The following is a 15,040-nucleotide window of genomic DNA, read 5'->3' as shown; positions in this document are numbered from 1 at the left end:
TACCGCAACCCGACATTATCGAGCATTTTGGCAACGCAGATGCCGTGCCGCAGCCGCCGGAGCGGTGCTTAAGCCGTAAGGCGGGAATTATGCGGTGTTGCCCTAACTCCTACTTCCTAACTCCTACCTTCCCAAGGGGGGATTTTACCTGAAAGTCGAAGAACTTTTTATTTCGGAGTCCTGCACGGTGCTGGATACGATGAAAAAGCTGGATGAAACGGGCCAGCGCATCCTGTTTATTGCGCCGGAGGGCAAGCTGAAGGCCGTTGTGACAGATGGGGATATCCGCAAGTGTATCCTGCGCGGCGGCGCACTCAGCGCCCCGCTGACCCAGGCTGCCAATTATCACCCCCACAGCCTGCCGGTGGCCGAGCGCGGCCGCGCCCGCGCCGAGCTGCAGCGCCTTGGCATTGATGCCCTGCCCATTCTGGACAAGCACGGCGTCATCACCGATATTGTGTTTGCGGGCGGCGTGGATGTGGACAACCGCAAAAAGGTGGATATCCCCGTCGTGATGATGGCGGGCGGCCTTGGCACGCGGCTGTACCCCTACACCAAAATTCTGCCCAAGCCGCTGATTCCGGTGGGGGAACAGCCCATTGCCGAGCTGATTTTTTCCCGCTTCCGGGATTTTGGCTGCCGCCATATGACGATGATTGTCAACTACAAGCGCGGCATGATCAAGAGCTACTTTGCCGACCTGGAAAAAGACTATACCGTTGACTTTATTGACGAAGATGTGTTCATGGGCACCGGCGGCGGGCTCTGCCTGTTGAAAGGGCGGATGGATTCCCCGTTTTTCTTTACCAACTGTGATACCCTACTGGACCTGGATTACGGCGACCTGTACCAGTACCACAAAGCCCACGGCAACCTGGTTACCATGGTATGCGCGTTCAAGCACTATGTAGTGCCTTACGGTGTTGTTGAACTGGGCGAAGACGGTGGCATTGCCGCCATGCGGGAAAAGCCGGAGCTGAACTTTTTGACCAACACCGGCGTTTACGTTGTGGAGCCGCGCGTGGTGGAAGAGATGAAGATGGGCGAAGTGATCGGCTTCCCTGATGTGATCGACCGCTACCGCGCCGCCGGTGAAAAAGTAGGCATCTACCCCATCAACGAAAGCTCCTGGATGGACATGGGCCAGATGGAAGAGCTGGAAAAGATGAGAAGAAAGCTGGAACAACAGAGCTGAGTTAGGAGTTAGGAGTAATTTATGCCTGTAACGATCATTGCTGAAGCCGGGGTAAACCACAACGGCGATTTGGAAACCGCCAAGCGGATGGCTTATGTGGCTAAGGAATGCGGTGCAGATATTGTAAAATACCAGACCGCTGTGCCGGAGCTTGTGGTGAGCAGGTTCGCCGAAAAAGCCGAATACCAGAAACAGACCACCGATGCCGCCGAAAGCCAGCTGGAGATGATTCGCAAGCTGCATTTTTCGTTTGAGGGCCACCGGGAACTGAAAGAATACTGCGATTCCATTGGCATCCAGTATCTTTCCGCGCCGTTTGATATCCCCAGTGTGCGGTTTTTGGGCACACTGGGCATGCCGCTCATTAAAATTCCGTCGGGCGAGATCACCAACCTGCCCTATCTGGAAGAGATCGGCAAGCTGCACACCCCGGCGCTGCTTTCCACCGGCATGTGCAACTTAAGCGAGATCACCGACGCCCTTGGCATCCTGGACGACAACGGCTGCCCGGAAGTGACCATTCTGCACTGCAACACCCAGTACCCGACTCCCTATGAGGATGCCAACCTTACCGCCATGCTGGAGCTTTTTGACCAGTTTGGCCTGCCGGTCGGGCTTTCGGACCACACGCCGGGCTGGGAATGCGATGTTGCTGCCACGGTACTTGGTGCGCAGGTGATTGAAAAGCACTTTACGCTGGATAAATCCTGGCCCGGACCGGACCAAAAAGCCAGCCTGGACCCGACCGAGTTCAAGGCCATGGTACAGGCCGTGCGCCATGTGGAAGCCGCCCTTGGCGACGGCCACAAGCACCTGACCGCCAGCGAAGCCCCCAACAAGGCCATTGCCCGCAAGAGCATTGTGGCCGCGCGGCCCATCAAGGCAGGCGAAGTGTTCACCGCCGAAAACTTGCTGACCAAGCGCCCCGGCGATGGTATTTCCCCCATGCTGTGGTACACCGTCCTTGGCCAGACCGCCAAGCGCGACTTTACCGAAGACGAAAAGATCGAGCTGTGATTTTTACGGGGGTTCTCCGGCCTTTTTGCAAAAAGGCCTCGGCGAAAAACTCTGAATAGAAATAATAGAATTGGGACTTCATCGTAATATCCGTGGGATGGCTCCCTCTTAGCCGCTTTGATGCATTTTAATCGGCAATATTGGGCAGGGTTTATTCCGTGATTTTTTATGCACGCAATAAGGAACCATCCCTCAGGCCGCATCGCGTCCAGCTCCCCTCCAGGGGAACCAATACAAAATTAAAACCCGCGGCAGCTCCCCTTTGAGGGGAGCTCCGGCAAAGCCGGTGAGGGGTGGTTTCCTACGCAGAGCCTGATAAACAGCGGCATATGTAGCAAAGACCCGCCTGCGGGACGATGCGAGCATCTTCCCCTACAAATCAGGCCCTGATTATCACAAATTGCATTGTGCAACAAGGCAGGGTCACGGCGGGATGAGGGCATCCCGCCCTACAGATATTTTCTGATGTTCCGCCACCAACCTTACCCCATCTCCCATTCTTCATTTCTCGTTCCGAATTGATTTAACTCCTCCCTCCTAACTTCTAACTATTATGAAAAACATCACCATCATCACCTCCACCCGTGCGGAATATGGGCTGCTGCGGCCGGTTATCCAAAAGGTTGCGGCGGCACAGGACCTGCAATTACAGCTGGTTGTTACCGGGGCACATCTCTGTGCCCGGTTTGGCAATACGGTGCAGGAAATTGAGGCTGACGGCCTGCCCATTGCGGCCCGCCTGCCGATTTTTGAAGAAGAGAACCCCAACGAACCGGTGGCCCTTACCATTGCACGCACCATCACGGTATTTGACGGCTATTTTGCCGCCCACCGCCCGGATGCGGTGCTGCTTCTGGGCGACCGCTTTGAAATTTTTGCGGTGGCTACAGCGGCTGCGGCACGGCATATCCCCATTGCGCATATTTCCGGCGGGGATGTAACCCTTGGCGCGGCGGATGAATACTACCGCCACTGCATCACCAAAATGGCGGCGCTGCACTTCCCCAGCTGTGCCGAAAGCGCGGCCCGGCTGGTGCGCATGGGCGAAGCCCCCGAAACCGTGTTCTGCGTGGGCGGCCTGGGCGATGAAAACATCCGCACCCTGCCCAAAATGACGCGGCAGGAATTGTGTGCTTCCACCGGCTTTGACCTGATGCAGCCTTTTGCCATCGTGACCTACCACCCCGAAACTTCCGCCGCGGCGGGCGATCCTGCCGCGCAGGCGGATGCCCTGTGCGCCGCAATGGAAGCGGTTCCCGGCGTGTTCTGGCTGATCACCGGTTCCAACGCGGATACCGGCGGCGCTGTGTGCACCGCCAAATTGCAGGCGTTTGCCGCCGCCCACCCGCAGCGTGCCGGGTTCATCAACAGCCTGGGGCTCAAGCGGTATCTTTCCGCCATGCAGTGCGCTGCGCTGGTGGTGGGCAATTCCAGTTCCGGCGTGGTGGAAACGCCCACGTTCGGTGTGCCGACCGTCAACATCGGCAGCCGCCAGGCCGGGCGCATCATCTGCCAGAACGTGCTGTGCTGTGCTGCCGCTGCCCCCGCAATCGAGGCCGCCCTGCGCCGTGCCCTGACCCCGGAATTTTCCGCCGTGGCCCACGCCGCACAAAGCCCCTATAACGGCGGCGATACCAGCGGCAAGATCTGCCGGGTTCTGGCCCAATTTGACTTTGCCAAACCCAAAACGTTTTATGACGGCCCCGTGCCGGAATTTAACCCCAAAAGGAGCATTTCCCTATGAAAATTCTGATCGTTGGTCTGGGCAGCATGGGCAAGCGCCGTGCCCGCCTGACCAAAGGCATTGATTCCAGCATCCGCATTGCGGGTGTCGATACGGCGGAATCCCGCCGGGCGGAAGCCACCGACCTTGGCCTGATCGACGCCGCTTACCCCAGCATCGCTGAAGCCGTTGCCGCCGAAGCCCCGGACGCCGCCCTTGTTTGCACCGCTCCCCTGACCCACGCGGCCATCATCAGCGAGCTGCTGGACAACAGCCTGCCGGTATTTACCGAGCTGAATCTGGTTGCTGACGGCTATGAGGAAAACATGGCAAAAGCGAAAGAAAAAGGCGTGCTGCTGTTTCTTTCTTCCACCATGCTTTACCGGCGCGAAACTCAGTACATCAAGCAGCAGGTGGCTGCATTCGGCAAGCCGGTGCATTATATTTACCATATTGGCCAGTACCTGCCGGATTGGCACCCGTGGGAAAACTACAAAAACTTTTTTGTGGGCAACGCCCGCACCGGCGGCGTGCGCGAGATTTTTGGCATTGACCTGCCCTGGCTGCTGGATGCCTTTGGCGATGTGACCCATGTGACCGTGCAGGAGGACAGCATCAGCGACCTTGGGCTGCCCTATCCTGATTGCGTTACCCTGCTGCTGCGCCATGCTTCCGGTGCGCAGGGTGTGCTGGCAGCAGATGTGGTAAGCCCCAAGGCGGTGCGCAACTTTGAATGCTTTGGCGATGGTCTGCACCTGTTCTGGGAGGGCAACCCCAAAGCGCTGTATGAGTTCAAGAACGGTGACAAACAGTTTGTGGACACCTACACCAGCTTTGAGCATGACAACCGCTACAGCGACAACATTGTAGAGAACGCCTATGTGGATGAGCTGACCAACTTTTTTGCCTGCCTGCGCGGCGAAGAAACGTCCCGCTGGAGCTTTGAAAAAGATTTGGCCGCCATCCGCATTATGGATAAAACCTGAAAATCAGTTAGGAGGTAGGAGTTAGGAGTTGAATGTGCGGCTTGCGCCGCGATTTTGAAATAAGGCAAAACCTGATATTCAAAGGCAACACCGCACAATTTCCGCCTTGCGGCTTAAGCACCGCTCCGGCAGCTGCGGCACGGCAGCTGCGTTGCCAAAATGCTCGATAATGTCGGGTTGCGGTACCCGCATCGTGCTTCGGGGGCAAAAGCCCCTCGCACTCTGCGACCGCTGCCCCTGCTTCGGTTCGCTGTTTCCGCCACTGGCGGCGCTCACCTTTGCAGCATCCAGTATTATCTGCGCTTTTGGCTTAGCATCTGCCGCACCTCGCTCGCCGTATCGGCACTTAGAATTATGCGGTATTGCCCAAAATATGCGCGGATGCGCACACCAATAACTCCTCATTCCTAACTCCTAACTTAAAAGGGGGTCACCATGCTTACTGCCCTGTTTATCGGTCTGGGGTCCATCGGGACCCGGCATTTGAAAAATCTGACGGCGATCTGCGCGCAGCGCGGGCTGGCGCTGCGGGCGGATGCGCTGCGCAGTGATTTAGCCCGCCCGCTGCGCCCCGGCGCGGCAGAACTGCTGCACAGCCAGTTCACCACCTTGCAGGATTCCGCCGCCTTGCCTCACTACGATTTGGCGTTTATCACCAACCCCACCAGCCTGCACGCGCAGGCATTGGAGGAAATTCGCGGCCTGGCAGACGCGCTGTTTATCGAAAAGCCCATTGTTTCCGCCGAGCAGACGGATGTAGACCTTGCCACCCTGCTGCCCGCCGGGCAGAAAGCCTATGTGGCTGCACCCATGCGCTGGTGCGGCACCATGCTGGCGCTGAAAAATCACCTGCCCAGCCTGCGCCCCTACAGTGCGCGGGTGATCTGTTCCTCCTACCTGCCGGACTGGCGGCCGGGGGTGGATTACCGCACGGTGTACAGTGCCCACAAGGCCCTGGGCGGCGGCGTGACCATCGACCTGATCCATGAATGGGATTACCTGGTCGATCTCTTCGGCGTGCCGGAAACAATTTGTAATATACGCGGAAAATATTCCGATTTGGAAATTGATTCTGACGACCTTTCCATCTATATTGCCCAATATCCCACCCTGCTGGCGGAAGTGCACCTGGATTACTTTGGCCGCACCTACCGCCGCTCCATTGAGCTGTTCTGCAAGGATGGCAGCTGCGTGGCGGATTTTGGCGCCGGAACGCTGACCCTGCCCAACGGTGCGGTGGAACACTATGAGGAGGACGTCAACGAGCGCTACCTGCGCGAGATGAATTATTTCCTTGACTATGCCGCCGGGGAGGAAACCGAGAGCCTGAACCCGCCCGCCACGGCACTGCAAGTATTAAAACTGACATTGGGGGAACAACAATGAACCGTCTGTTGATCACCATCTGCGGCCGTGCAGGCAGCAAGGGCTTTAAGAACAAAAACCTCAAAACCTTCTGCGGCCACCCGCTGGTGTATTATTCGCTCAGCGCCGCCGAGCTGTTTATCAAAAAGCATCCCGAACTGCACATTGACATTGCCCTAAACACCGACAGCCCGGAGCTGGCCGAATTGGTTGCCGCCAAGTACCCGGAAGTCATCTTCCTGCCGCGCGGCGAGGAACTGGGCGGCGACCGCGTGCCTAAGATGGCTGTCTATCAGGACAGTCTGCACCGCATGGAGGAACGCACCGGCCAGCCGTATGACTGGTACATGGACCTGGACATCACCAGCCCCCTGCGCACCGAATCGGACATCGAAAACGCCTTCGCCAAAAAACAGAGCCGCGATGATCTGGATCTGGTGTTCAGCGTGTGCGAAGCCCGCCGCAATCCCTGGTTCAATATGGTCAAAACTGTGGACGACCATGTTGAACAGGTCTGCAAGAGTGAGTTCACCGGCCGCCAGCAGGCTCCGGATGTGTATGATGTAAACGCTTCCATCTATGTCTTCAAGCGGGATTTCCTCGCCACCAACACGGACGGCATGCTGTGGCGCGGCAAGATCGGCATCAGCGTGATGATGGATACCGGCATTATTGATATCGACTCGGAGCACGACTACCTGTTGATGGAAGCCATTGCCCAGCACCTGTATGCCCATTACCCGGAGTTTGCCGCTGTGCAGGAGAACATTCGTGACTGACCTGGCGTTCAATCTGATCATGGACTGCGGCCAAGCTATGCTGGCCAATGGCGGCGAGGTGTTCCGCGCGCAGGACACCATGGAGATCATGGCCCGCAGCTTCGGCATTGTGGATTTCCATGTTTATGTGCTGACCAACGGCATTTTTGCTTCCGCCCAAAACGGAACGGTCAGCGCTGTGCGGCATGTTCCGGTGGTTTCCACCAACCTGGGCCATGTGGAAGCCATCAACGCCATTTCCCGCCGTGTGGCGGATGGCGAACTGGACCTGAACAGCGCCCAGCTGGAATTTGAGCGGATGAAGCGGATGCCCACCCTCTCCCCACTGTACAACTGTGCAGCAGGCACCATGGGGGCCGGCTGCTTTGCCATGCTGTTTGGCGGCGGCCTGCCGGAAATGCTGGTGGGTGCGCTGGGCGGGCTGCTGGCCTCCGCCAGTTCCTGCGCGCTCAGCAAGCACCATATCAGCCGCATTTTCCGCGATATGCTTTCCGCCATTGCCGGCACGCTGACCGCTTTGATTGCCCAGCTGGTCTACCCGGCCCTGCAGGTCAACTTTGCCATCATCGGCGCGCTGATGGTGCTGACCCCCGGCGTTGCCTTAACTATGGGCATCCGTGATATCATCAACAGCGATTATCTTTCCGGCACCATCCGGCTTGTGGATGCCCTGCTGGTTGCGGGATGCCTGGCTGTCGGCGTCACTCTGGGGTATACCTTATTAAGCACAGTAACGGGGGTGGTATGGTGAGTGCTGCTCCTGTCTGGTTTACCATGCTGGTTCAGTTTGTGGTTGCCATGGTTGCAACCATCTCGTTCGGCATCACCTTTCAGGTGGGCCGCCGCCATTACTGGACCTGCGGTTTTGTGGGGGCCGTTGGCTGGACGATCTACATTGCCTGCACTACCCTTGGCGGTATGACCGCCCCCATGGCCACACTGATTGCCACACTGCCGCTGGCCGCGCTTTCCCGCTTTTTTGCCATCCGGCACAAGGCCCCCATCACGGTATTTCTGCTGACCGGCATTTTTCCCCTGGTGCCCGGCGCGGGCATTTATTACACGGCTTACTATTTTTTGCGCAACGACCGCGCCCTGTGCACCAGCAAAGGCATTGAAACCTTAAAAGTTGCCGTTGCCCTGGCCCTTGGCATTGCCATCGTATGCTCCATCCCCCTGCCCAAGCGCCACGCCGCCAGCAGGCAGGCAAAATAAAAAATATGAAGCCCGGTGCTTCTTTGATATGCTACCCCTAGGGCAATACCGCATAATTCTAAGTGCCGATACGGCGAGCGAGGCACGGCATCTGCCGGAGCGGTGCTTAAGCCGCAAGGCGGGAATTGTGCGGTGTTGCCCTAGAGTAGACAGAGAAAAAACTCTGAAAGCTCTGGGGGTATTTTCATGTCAAGGATACAACCAAAAACACAGCGTTCCATTATCGCGCACAAAAGCACCTGCGCACCGTCTGGTTCGATTCCTCGCTCGGGATACACGAAAAAACACTCCAGCATAAGCTGGAGTGCTTTTTGGTGACACACGCGGGAATCTCCCGCGGGCTAAAAAATAGTCCACTGGACTGTTTTTTGTGCGCTGCGGCGCACTGCCCTGTTCGATTCCTCGCACGGGATACACGAAAAAACACTCCAGCATAAGCTGGAGTGTTTTTTGGTGACCCGTGCGGGAATCGAACCCACGTTAACGGCGTGAGAGGCCGCTGTCTTAACCGCTTGACCAACGGGCCATGACCGCAAAAGATTGCTTGTATAATATACCAGATGAAACGCGGTTTGTCAACATATTTTTCAGAGCGAATGGGATAAAATGGAGAGAGATTTTTGGCCGGCAGCGTTATTCGGAAAATGTACGGTAGGTCACTGCGCCCGCAGTCGAACTTCAGAGGCCAACCAGACCGCTGATTCGGCTCTTGAACCGGAATAAGCCGTTCCCTACAGAGCTTTTTATAATAGGCAGCAGGCAATGCAAGCAATCTGTAGGGCGGGATGCCTTCATCCCGCCGTGGAGAAACCTCTTTATCGACTGTGGCAAGCACTGCAAATGATTTGTAGGATCCGATGCTCGCATCGGGCTGTTGCCGCTCACCAAACTATACCTGCCAATTCCGCAAGGTTGCTGCGGGCTGATGACAAGCATCTGCCCCTACAAACAAAATCAAGGGCAATGCCGCATAATTCTAAGTGCCGATACGGCGAGCGAGGTGCGGCAGCTGCTAAGCCAAAAGCGCAGATAATACTGGATGCTGCAAAGGTGAGCGCCGCCAGTGGCGGAAACAGCGAACCGAAGCAGGGACAGCGGTCGCAGAGTGCGAGGGGCTTTTGCCCCCGAAGCACGATGCGGCTACCGCAACCCGACATTATCGAGCATTTTGGCAACGCAGATGCCGTGCCGCACACCGAGCCGCAGCGAGGCGCTTCGGAGCGCAACCGCCGCTTGCGGCGGCTCTTGGCGCGGAGATCCGCCGGAGCGGTGCTTATGCCGTTAGGCGGGAATTGTGCGGTGTTGCCTTTACTTTATATATTCCAACCGCCAAAGATGTGGTATAATGTGTGGTACGAGGGCTAAAATACAAAAGAAAAAAGCCTTAGCTAACGCTAAGGCTTTTTGGTGACCCGTACGGGAATCGAACCCATGTTACAGCCGTGAAAGGGCCGTGTCTTAACCGCTTGACCAACGGGCCTAAGAGATACAGGATTTTGCTAAAACAGCAAGCAACTTACCAGTCACGATTGCAACCGGCCCCCAAGTATTTTAGCGAAACCCTGTATTTATGGTAGCGGTAACTGGATTTGAACCGGTGACACTTCGGGTATGAACCGAATGCTCTAGCCAACTGAGCTATACCGCCATGTGGTGTGCATCTCAAACGGTGCTCCATTAGTATACGGGTTTCGGCACCATTTGTCAAGCATTTTTTTGAATTTTTTCAAAAAGTTTTTTCTCCCTTTTCTGCGCCGGCAGTGCTGCGGCACAAATAGCGCAGCCATGGGCTTGCGGGCATCAGCTGGCAGCCATTCCCGGTGTTGTTCCGATTTTTGTTCCTGTATTATACAACAATAGCGCAATAAAGTGCAGTACAAAATTTTTCATTTTTTCAGGTTTCACCCGGTTTGTTCATTTTATTTTAAGCTACGAAACTTTTTGCGGATTTTTCGCATTTAATATATTGACATAGTAATACCCCAGTGTTAAAATAAGTTAAAAATCGGCGTTCGTTAAAAGTGTGTCGAAGATGAACCATCCGTAACTTTAAGGAGAACACTCGCTATGAAATATTCTTGGCAGCGCCAGATTATTCTGGAAACCATTCAAGAGCATAAAGAGCATCTTTCTGCGCAGCAGATTTACGGTTATGCCCGTGAGCGCTGCCCTCATATCAGCCTGGGCACGGTGTACCGCAATCTGAACACCCTGGCTGATAACGATATGATCGGCCGCGTTGGCATGATCAGCGGTGCCGAATGCTTTGACTGGGACCCCAACTCCCATGAGCATTTTTACTGCCGCAAGTGCCACAAGATCATTAACCTTGATCTGCCGGAAGGCGAGCTGAACGCCCTGATCAAAAATGTTCCCGGCCTGCGTATTGAAGGCCACTGCCTGACCGTGACCGGCGTTTGCGCCGAATGTGCCAGCAAAGAATAACTTTGCCGGGACAAATCGCCACTGTCCTACCCTTGCAGGATCAATCCTCCCAACTTGTCATCATCTTTTCCTCTCCGCTCTTCCCCGTTTTTGTGGGGAAGAGCTTTTTTGTACCCTTTGGCACTTTTCTGTATCCTTTTTCAACTGCGATATGCGGGCTTTATGCGGCAAATATTCAATTCCATGAATAAAAATGCAAATAGTCCGCTTTGTTTTTTCCCTTTGCGCCGCAAAATGCAAGTTCTAGAACAAAGTCATCTCTATAAGTTGAAATTTCCTTGTGCAATATGCCGTGTTGCAATTTGTTGCAGGGCGTGTATAATAAGAAACATCAAATGAATAAATATTCAGCCACTTCGGCGGATAGAATTTTGAAAGAGGGCAGTTCTTATGAAAAAGAAAAAGGAAGATATTAAAAAGGTTGTTCTGGCTTACTCCGGCGGTCTGGATACCTCCATCATCATTCCCTGGCTGAAAGAGAACTACAACAACTGCGAAGTTGTTGCTGTTTCCGGCGACGTTGGCCAGGGCACTGAGCTGGACGGCCTGGAAGAAAAGGCCCTCAAGACCGGCGCTTCCAAGCTGTACGTTCTGGACCTGAAGAAAGATTACGTTGAGAACTACATCTGGCCCTGCCTGAAAGCCGATGCCAAGTACGAAGAGTACCTGCTGGGCACCTCTCATGCTCGTCCGTGCATCGCAAAGGCACTGGCTGAGATTGCCAAGAAAGAGAATGCCGATGCCATCTGCCATGGCTGCACCGGCAAGGGCAACGACCAGGTTCGTTTTGAGCTGGCCCTAAAAGCACTGGCCCCCGAAATGGCCATCATCGCCCCGTGGCGTGAGTGGGACATCAAGAGCCGTGACGAAGAGATCGATTACGCCGAGGCACACAACATTCCCCTGCGTATCAACCGTGAGACCAACTACTCCAAGGACAAGAACCTGTGGCATCTGAGCCACGAGGGTCTGGACCTCGAAAAGCCCTCTTTGGAGCCGCAGTACAACAAGCCCGGCTTCCTGGAGCTGGGTGTTTCCCCGGAGCAGGCACCGGATACCCCGTCCTATGTTACCATCCACTTTGAGAAGGGCATTCCTACCGCTGTGGACGGCAAGGAGATGGACGGTGTTGCCCTGATTGAGTACCTGAACAAGATCGGCGGCGAGAATGGCATTGGCCAGCTGGATATCGTTGAGAACCGTCTTGTCGGCATGAAGAGCCGCGGCGTGTACGAAACCCCCGCCGGCACCATCCTGTACAAGGCTCACAACGTTCTGGAAACCATCACCATCGACAAGGATGCTTTCCACTTCAAGGAGTCCGTTGCTCAGAAGATGGGCGAGCTGGTTTACGATGGCAAGTGGTTCACCCCGCTGCGTGAAGCCCTGAGCGCATTCACCGACGACCTGCAGAAGACCGTTACCGGTGATGTGAAACTGAAGCTGTACAAGGGCAACCTGATCAACGCTGGTGTTACCAGCCCGTTCACCCTGTACGATGAGCAGACTGCTTCCTTCGGCGAGGATGAGGATTACGATCAGTTTGATGCAAACGGCTTTATCAACCTGTTTGGCCTGCCCATTGCTGAGCGCGCCAAGCTGGCAAAGAACTGGCCGGAAGTAAAGTAATCGCATTTTTCCATTAACAAAACTGCCGCCAGGGAGGCATTGACCCCCTTGGCGGCTTTGGCGTTCCAGTATATACTATAGAATAATGATGGTGGACCGCCGTGCCTGCGGCACAGCTCAAAAAAAGCCAAGGTCGCAGCAAACATCAGACTGAGCCCCCATTAAAAGGCTGTATCTATTTTATTTGCGCGCGCGGCGCGCACACCAACATGTTTCATTATTCTTTATTCTCTATTCATTACAATAACACCGGAGGTTTTCTTATGCCCCAACTTTGGCAGGGACGTTCCAGCAAAGCGGTGGACAGCCGCGTGAACGACTTTAACTCTTCCATCCGCTTTGATGCGCGGATGATCGAACAGGATATCCACGGCAGCATGGTACACTCTGCTATGCTGGGCAAGCAGGGCATCATCTCCCAGCAGGATGTGGACGATATCCACAAGGGCCTGCAATCCATTTTGAACGATCTGCACAGCGGCGCGTTGGAGATTGACCCCAATGCCGAGGATGTGCACACCTTTGTGGAGCAGACTCTGACCGCCCGCGTGGGCGATGCTGGCAAGCGGCTGCACACCGGCCGCAGCCGCAACGACCAGGTTGCGCTGGATATCCGCCTGAACCTGCGGGAAGCATCGCTCCACTTGCAGGGGCAGATCAAGGAATTGATCCTGACCATCTGCGACCAGGCAGAAAAATCTTCTTCCTATGTTATGCCCGGTTACACCCATCTGCAGCGTGCCCAGCCGGTCACCTTTGGCCACCAGCTGATGGCTTACGCCTGGATGCTGCTGCGCGACCTGGGCCGCATGCAGGACGCCACCGCCCGCATGGACGCTGAGTGCCCGTTGGGTTCCGGCGCTCTGGCTGGCACCACCTACCCGCTGGACCGTTTTTATACGGCACAGGAGCTGGGCTTTGCTGCTCCCTGCGGCAACTCGATCGATGGCGTATCTGACCGCGATTTCTGCATTGAGCTGACCAGCGCCATGGCCACCTGCATGATGCATCTGTCCCGCCTGTCGGAAGAGATCATCCTGTGGTGCAGCTGGGAGTTCAAGTTCATTGAGCTGGACGACGCTTTCACCACCGGTTCTTCCATTATGCCGCAGAAGAAAAACCCGGACGTGACCGAGCTGATTCGCGGCAAGACCGGCCGCGTTTACGGCGACCTGAACACCCTGCTGGTTATGATGAAGGGCATCCCCCTCGCCTACGACAAGGACATGCAGGAGGACAAGGAAGCCGTATTTGACGCGGTGGACACTTTGGAGCTGTGCTTAAAAACCATCACCCCGATGCTGGCCACCATGACGCCGCTGCCCGCCAACATGCGCCGCGCCGCCGCCAAGGGCTTTATCAACGCAACGGACTGCGCCGACTACCTGACCAAGAAAGGCATGCCGTTCCGCGATGCTTACAAATGCACCGGCACCATGGTGGGTGCCTGTATCCGGGCAGACAAAACGCTGGAAGAGCTGACGCTGGACGAGTTTAAACAGTACAGTGATCTGTTTGAGGCGGACATCTATGACGCCATTGACCTGACGCACTGCTGCGAGGGCCGCACCAGTTACGGCGGCCCCACTCAGGCCAGCGTGCTGAAACAGATCGCGGATGTAAAAAGCAAAATCAACTGCTGAACGCTGTAATAGATAGGGGTTTGTTTGGAATGGCTAAGTATAAAATTTTTGTGGATGGTTCTTCCGGCACAACCGGCCTGCGCATTGCGGACCGCCTGGCCGCACGGGATGAATTTGAGATCCTGCACATTTCCGAAGCCGACCGCAAGGATGTAAACGCCCGCGCCGCCGTGATTAACCAGAGCGATCTGAGCTTTTTGTGCCTGCCGGATGCTGCAGCCAGGGAGGTTGTGCCCCTGCTGCGCCCCGATGTGCGTATTCTGGACACTTCTACCGCACACCGCACCGCGCCGGATTGGGTGTATGGCCTGCCGGAGCTGCATGGCAAACGGGATTCTCTGCGCACCGCCAACCGCGTGGCTGTTCCGGGCTGCTATGCCACCGGCTTTATCACGCTGGTGGCCCCGCTGGTGGAGCTTGGCCTGCTGGCTGCAGATTATCCGCTGACCTGCCACGGGCTTTCCGGTTATTCCGGCGCAGGCAAAAGCGGCATTGCCCAGTACCGCGACCCGGAGCGCGACATTGCCTTTGAAAGCCCGCGCCCCTACGGCTTAACGCTGGATCACAAGCACCTGCCGGAAATGCAGAAGATCTGCGGCCTTGCGGAGCCGCCGGTGTTCTGTCCCATTGTGGATGACTACTACTGCGGCATGGAAGTTACCGTTCCCCTGCGTCTGGACCTTGTGGGCCACAGCGCTGAGGAGCTGGCCACCGCTTTGCAGGAGTATTACGCAGGCGAAACCATGATCAAGGTGCACGCTTTGGGCACTGCCCCCAAGTTCCTGCCCGCCAATACGCTGGCCGGCAAGGACACCTTGGAAATTTACCCCACTGTTTCCCCCGACGGCAAGCGGATGCTGCTCATTAGCCTGCTGGACAACCTTGGCAAAGGCAGCTCCGGTGCCGCCGTGCAGTGCATGAACATCATGCTGGGGCTGGAGGAAACGAAAGGGCTGGAATTGTAAGTTAGGGCAATACCGCATAATTCTAAGTGCCGATACGGCGAGCGAGGTGCGGCAGCTGCTAAGCCAAAAGCGCAGATA

At 55.9% G+C, this 15,040-nt stretch carries 12 protein-coding genes and 3 tRNA genes; 12 read left to right on the top strand and 3 right to left on the bottom strand.

What is annotated here, in order from left to right:
• Window positions 1-187 precede the first annotated feature (187 nt).
• From C4885_RS12355 to C4885_RS12315, 8 genes are all read left to right on the top strand, one after another.
• Window positions 188-1,195: a sugar phosphate nucleotidyltransferase gene (locus C4885_RS12355; RefSeq protein WP_333559368.1), complete on the top strand. Its 1,008-nt coding sequence runs from the start codon at window positions 188-190 to the stop codon at window positions 1,193-1,195.
• Window positions 1,196-1,216: 21 nt separating this feature from the next.
• A complete protein-coding gene (neuB, locus tag C4885_RS12350; RefSeq protein WP_114000624.1) occupies window positions 1,217-2,212 on the top strand; it encodes an N-acetylneuraminate synthase in 996 nt (331 codons plus the stop codon).
• A 553-nt stretch (window positions 2,213-2,765) separates the two neighbouring features.
• Window positions 2,766-3,956, top strand: a complete 1,191-nt coding sequence (gene neuC, locus C4885_RS12345) for a UDP-N-acetylglucosamine 2-epimerase (RefSeq protein WP_114000623.1) — start codon at window positions 2,766-2,768, stop codon at window positions 3,954-3,956.
• The gene (locus tag C4885_RS12340) at window positions 3,953-4,921 is read left to right on the top strand and encodes a Gfo/Idh/MocA family protein (RefSeq protein WP_114000622.1); all 969 of its coding nucleotides are present in this window, start codon (window positions 3,953-3,955) and stop codon (window positions 4,919-4,921) included. The genes neuC and C4885_RS12340 overlap by 4 nt, the downstream gene beginning before the upstream one ends.
• A gap of 435 nt (window positions 4,922-5,356) precedes the next feature.
• Window positions 5,357-6,307 carry a Gfo/Idh/MocA family oxidoreductase gene (locus C4885_RS12330; RefSeq protein ID WP_114000620.1) on the top strand — a complete coding sequence of 317 codons (951 nt, stop codon included), beginning with the start codon at window positions 5,357-5,359 and terminating at the stop codon, window positions 6,305-6,307.
• Window positions 6,304-7,065 (top strand): cytidylyltransferase domain-containing protein, encoded by a 762-nt coding sequence (locus C4885_RS12325; RefSeq protein WP_114000619.1) that lies wholly within the window; start codon window positions 6,304-6,306, stop codon window positions 7,063-7,065. Before C4885_RS12330 ends, C4885_RS12325 begins: the two co-directional genes overlap by 4 nt.
• Window positions 7,058-7,816: a threonine/serine exporter family protein gene (locus C4885_RS12320; protein WP_158538890.1), complete on the top strand. Its 759-nt coding sequence runs from the start codon at window positions 7,058-7,060 to the stop codon at window positions 7,814-7,816. The genes C4885_RS12325 and C4885_RS12320 overlap by 8 nt, the downstream gene beginning before the upstream one ends.
• Window positions 7,813-8,280 carry a threonine/serine exporter family protein gene (locus tag C4885_RS12315; RefSeq protein WP_367118442.1) on the top strand — a complete coding sequence of 156 codons (468 nt, stop codon included), beginning with the start codon at window positions 7,813-7,815 and terminating at the stop codon, window positions 8,278-8,280. Before C4885_RS12320 ends, C4885_RS12315 begins: the two co-directional genes overlap by 4 nt.
• 451 nt (window positions 8,281-8,731) lie before the next feature.
• Here C4885_RS12315 and C4885_RS12310 read toward each other — a convergent pair.
• The 3 genes from C4885_RS12310 to C4885_RS12295 all read right to left on the bottom strand — a co-directional run bounded on the left by C4885_RS12310 (window position 8,732) and on the right by C4885_RS12295 (window position 9,928).
• Window positions 8,732-8,806: transfer RNA gene (locus C4885_RS12310), tRNA-Glu, on the bottom strand.
• Between the two features lie 879 nt (window positions 8,807-9,685).
• Window positions 9,686-9,760 (bottom strand) — tRNA-Glu (locus C4885_RS12300).
• 91 nt (window positions 9,761-9,851) lie between these two features.
• Window positions 9,852-9,928 (bottom strand) — tRNA-Met (locus C4885_RS12295).
• A 419-nt stretch (window positions 9,929-10,347) separates the two neighbouring features.
• On the opposite strand from C4885_RS12295, the gene C4885_RS12290 reads away from it, so the two are divergent.
• The 4 genes from C4885_RS12290 (at window position 10,348) to argC (ending at window position 14,962) form a co-directional block, all read left to right on the top strand.
• Window positions 10,348-10,725 (top strand): Fur family transcriptional regulator, encoded by a 378-nt coding sequence (locus C4885_RS12290; RefSeq protein WP_114000616.1) that lies wholly within the window; start codon window positions 10,348-10,350, stop codon window positions 10,723-10,725.
• 390 nt (window positions 10,726-11,115) lie between these two features.
• The gene (locus C4885_RS12285; RefSeq protein WP_114000615.1) at window positions 11,116-12,354 is read left to right on the top strand and encodes an argininosuccinate synthase; all 1,239 of its coding nucleotides are present in this window, start codon (window positions 11,116-11,118) and stop codon (window positions 12,352-12,354) included.
• Window positions 12,355-12,617: 263 nt separating this feature from the next.
• Complete coding sequence (argH, locus tag C4885_RS12280; RefSeq protein ID WP_199488111.1) at window positions 12,618-13,997, top strand: argininosuccinate lyase; 1,380 nt, start codon at window positions 12,618-12,620, stop codon at window positions 13,995-13,997.
• A gap of 29 nt (window positions 13,998-14,026) precedes the next feature.
• A complete protein-coding gene (argC, locus tag C4885_RS12275; RefSeq protein WP_114000614.1) occupies window positions 14,027-14,962 on the top strand; it encodes an N-acetyl-gamma-glutamyl-phosphate reductase in 936 nt (311 codons plus the stop codon).
• Window positions 14,963-15,040: the final 78 nt, after the last annotated feature.

The organism is Subdoligranulum sp. APC924/74 (assembly GCF_003324125.1).
Taxonomy (GTDB): Bacteria; Bacillota; Clostridia; order Oscillospirales; family Ruminococcaceae; genus Gemmiger; species Gemmiger qucibialis.
The sequence above is the reverse complement of the archived record's forward strand: the minus strand, read 5'-3'. Positions and strand labels throughout refer to the sequence as shown.

Bases quoted from the DNA above. Each gene is read 5' to 3' on its own strand.
- argH (WP_199488111.1), top strand. From the start codon at position 12,618: ATGCCCCAACTTTGGCAGGGACGTTCCAGCAAAGCGGTGGACAGCCGC.
- C4885_RS12285 (WP_114000615.1), top strand. From the start codon at position 11,116: ATGAAAAAGAAAAAGGAAGATATTAAAAAGGTTGTTCTGGCTTACTCC.
- C4885_RS12290 (WP_114000616.1), top strand. From the start codon at position 10,348: ATGAAATATTCTTGGCAGCGCCAGATTATTCTGGAAACCATTCAAGAG.
- C4885_RS12325 (WP_114000619.1), top strand. From the start codon at position 6,304: ATGAACCGTCTGTTGATCACCATCTGCGGCCGTGCAGGCAGCAAGGGC.
- argC (WP_114000614.1), top strand. From the start codon at position 14,027: ATGGCTAAGTATAAAATTTTTGTGGATGGTTCTTCCGGCACAACCGGC.
- neuC (WP_114000623.1), top strand. From the start codon at position 2,766: ATGAAAAACATCACCATCATCACCTCCACCCGTGCGGAATATGGGCTG.
- C4885_RS12330 (WP_114000620.1), top strand. From the start codon at position 5,357: ATGCTTACTGCCCTGTTTATCGGTCTGGGGTCCATCGGGACCCGGCAT.
- C4885_RS12340 (WP_114000622.1), top strand. From the start codon at position 3,953: ATGAAAATTCTGATCGTTGGTCTGGGCAGCATGGGCAAGCGCCGTGCC.
- neuB (WP_114000624.1), top strand. From the start codon at position 1,217: ATGCCTGTAACGATCATTGCTGAAGCCGGGGTAAACCACAACGGCGAT.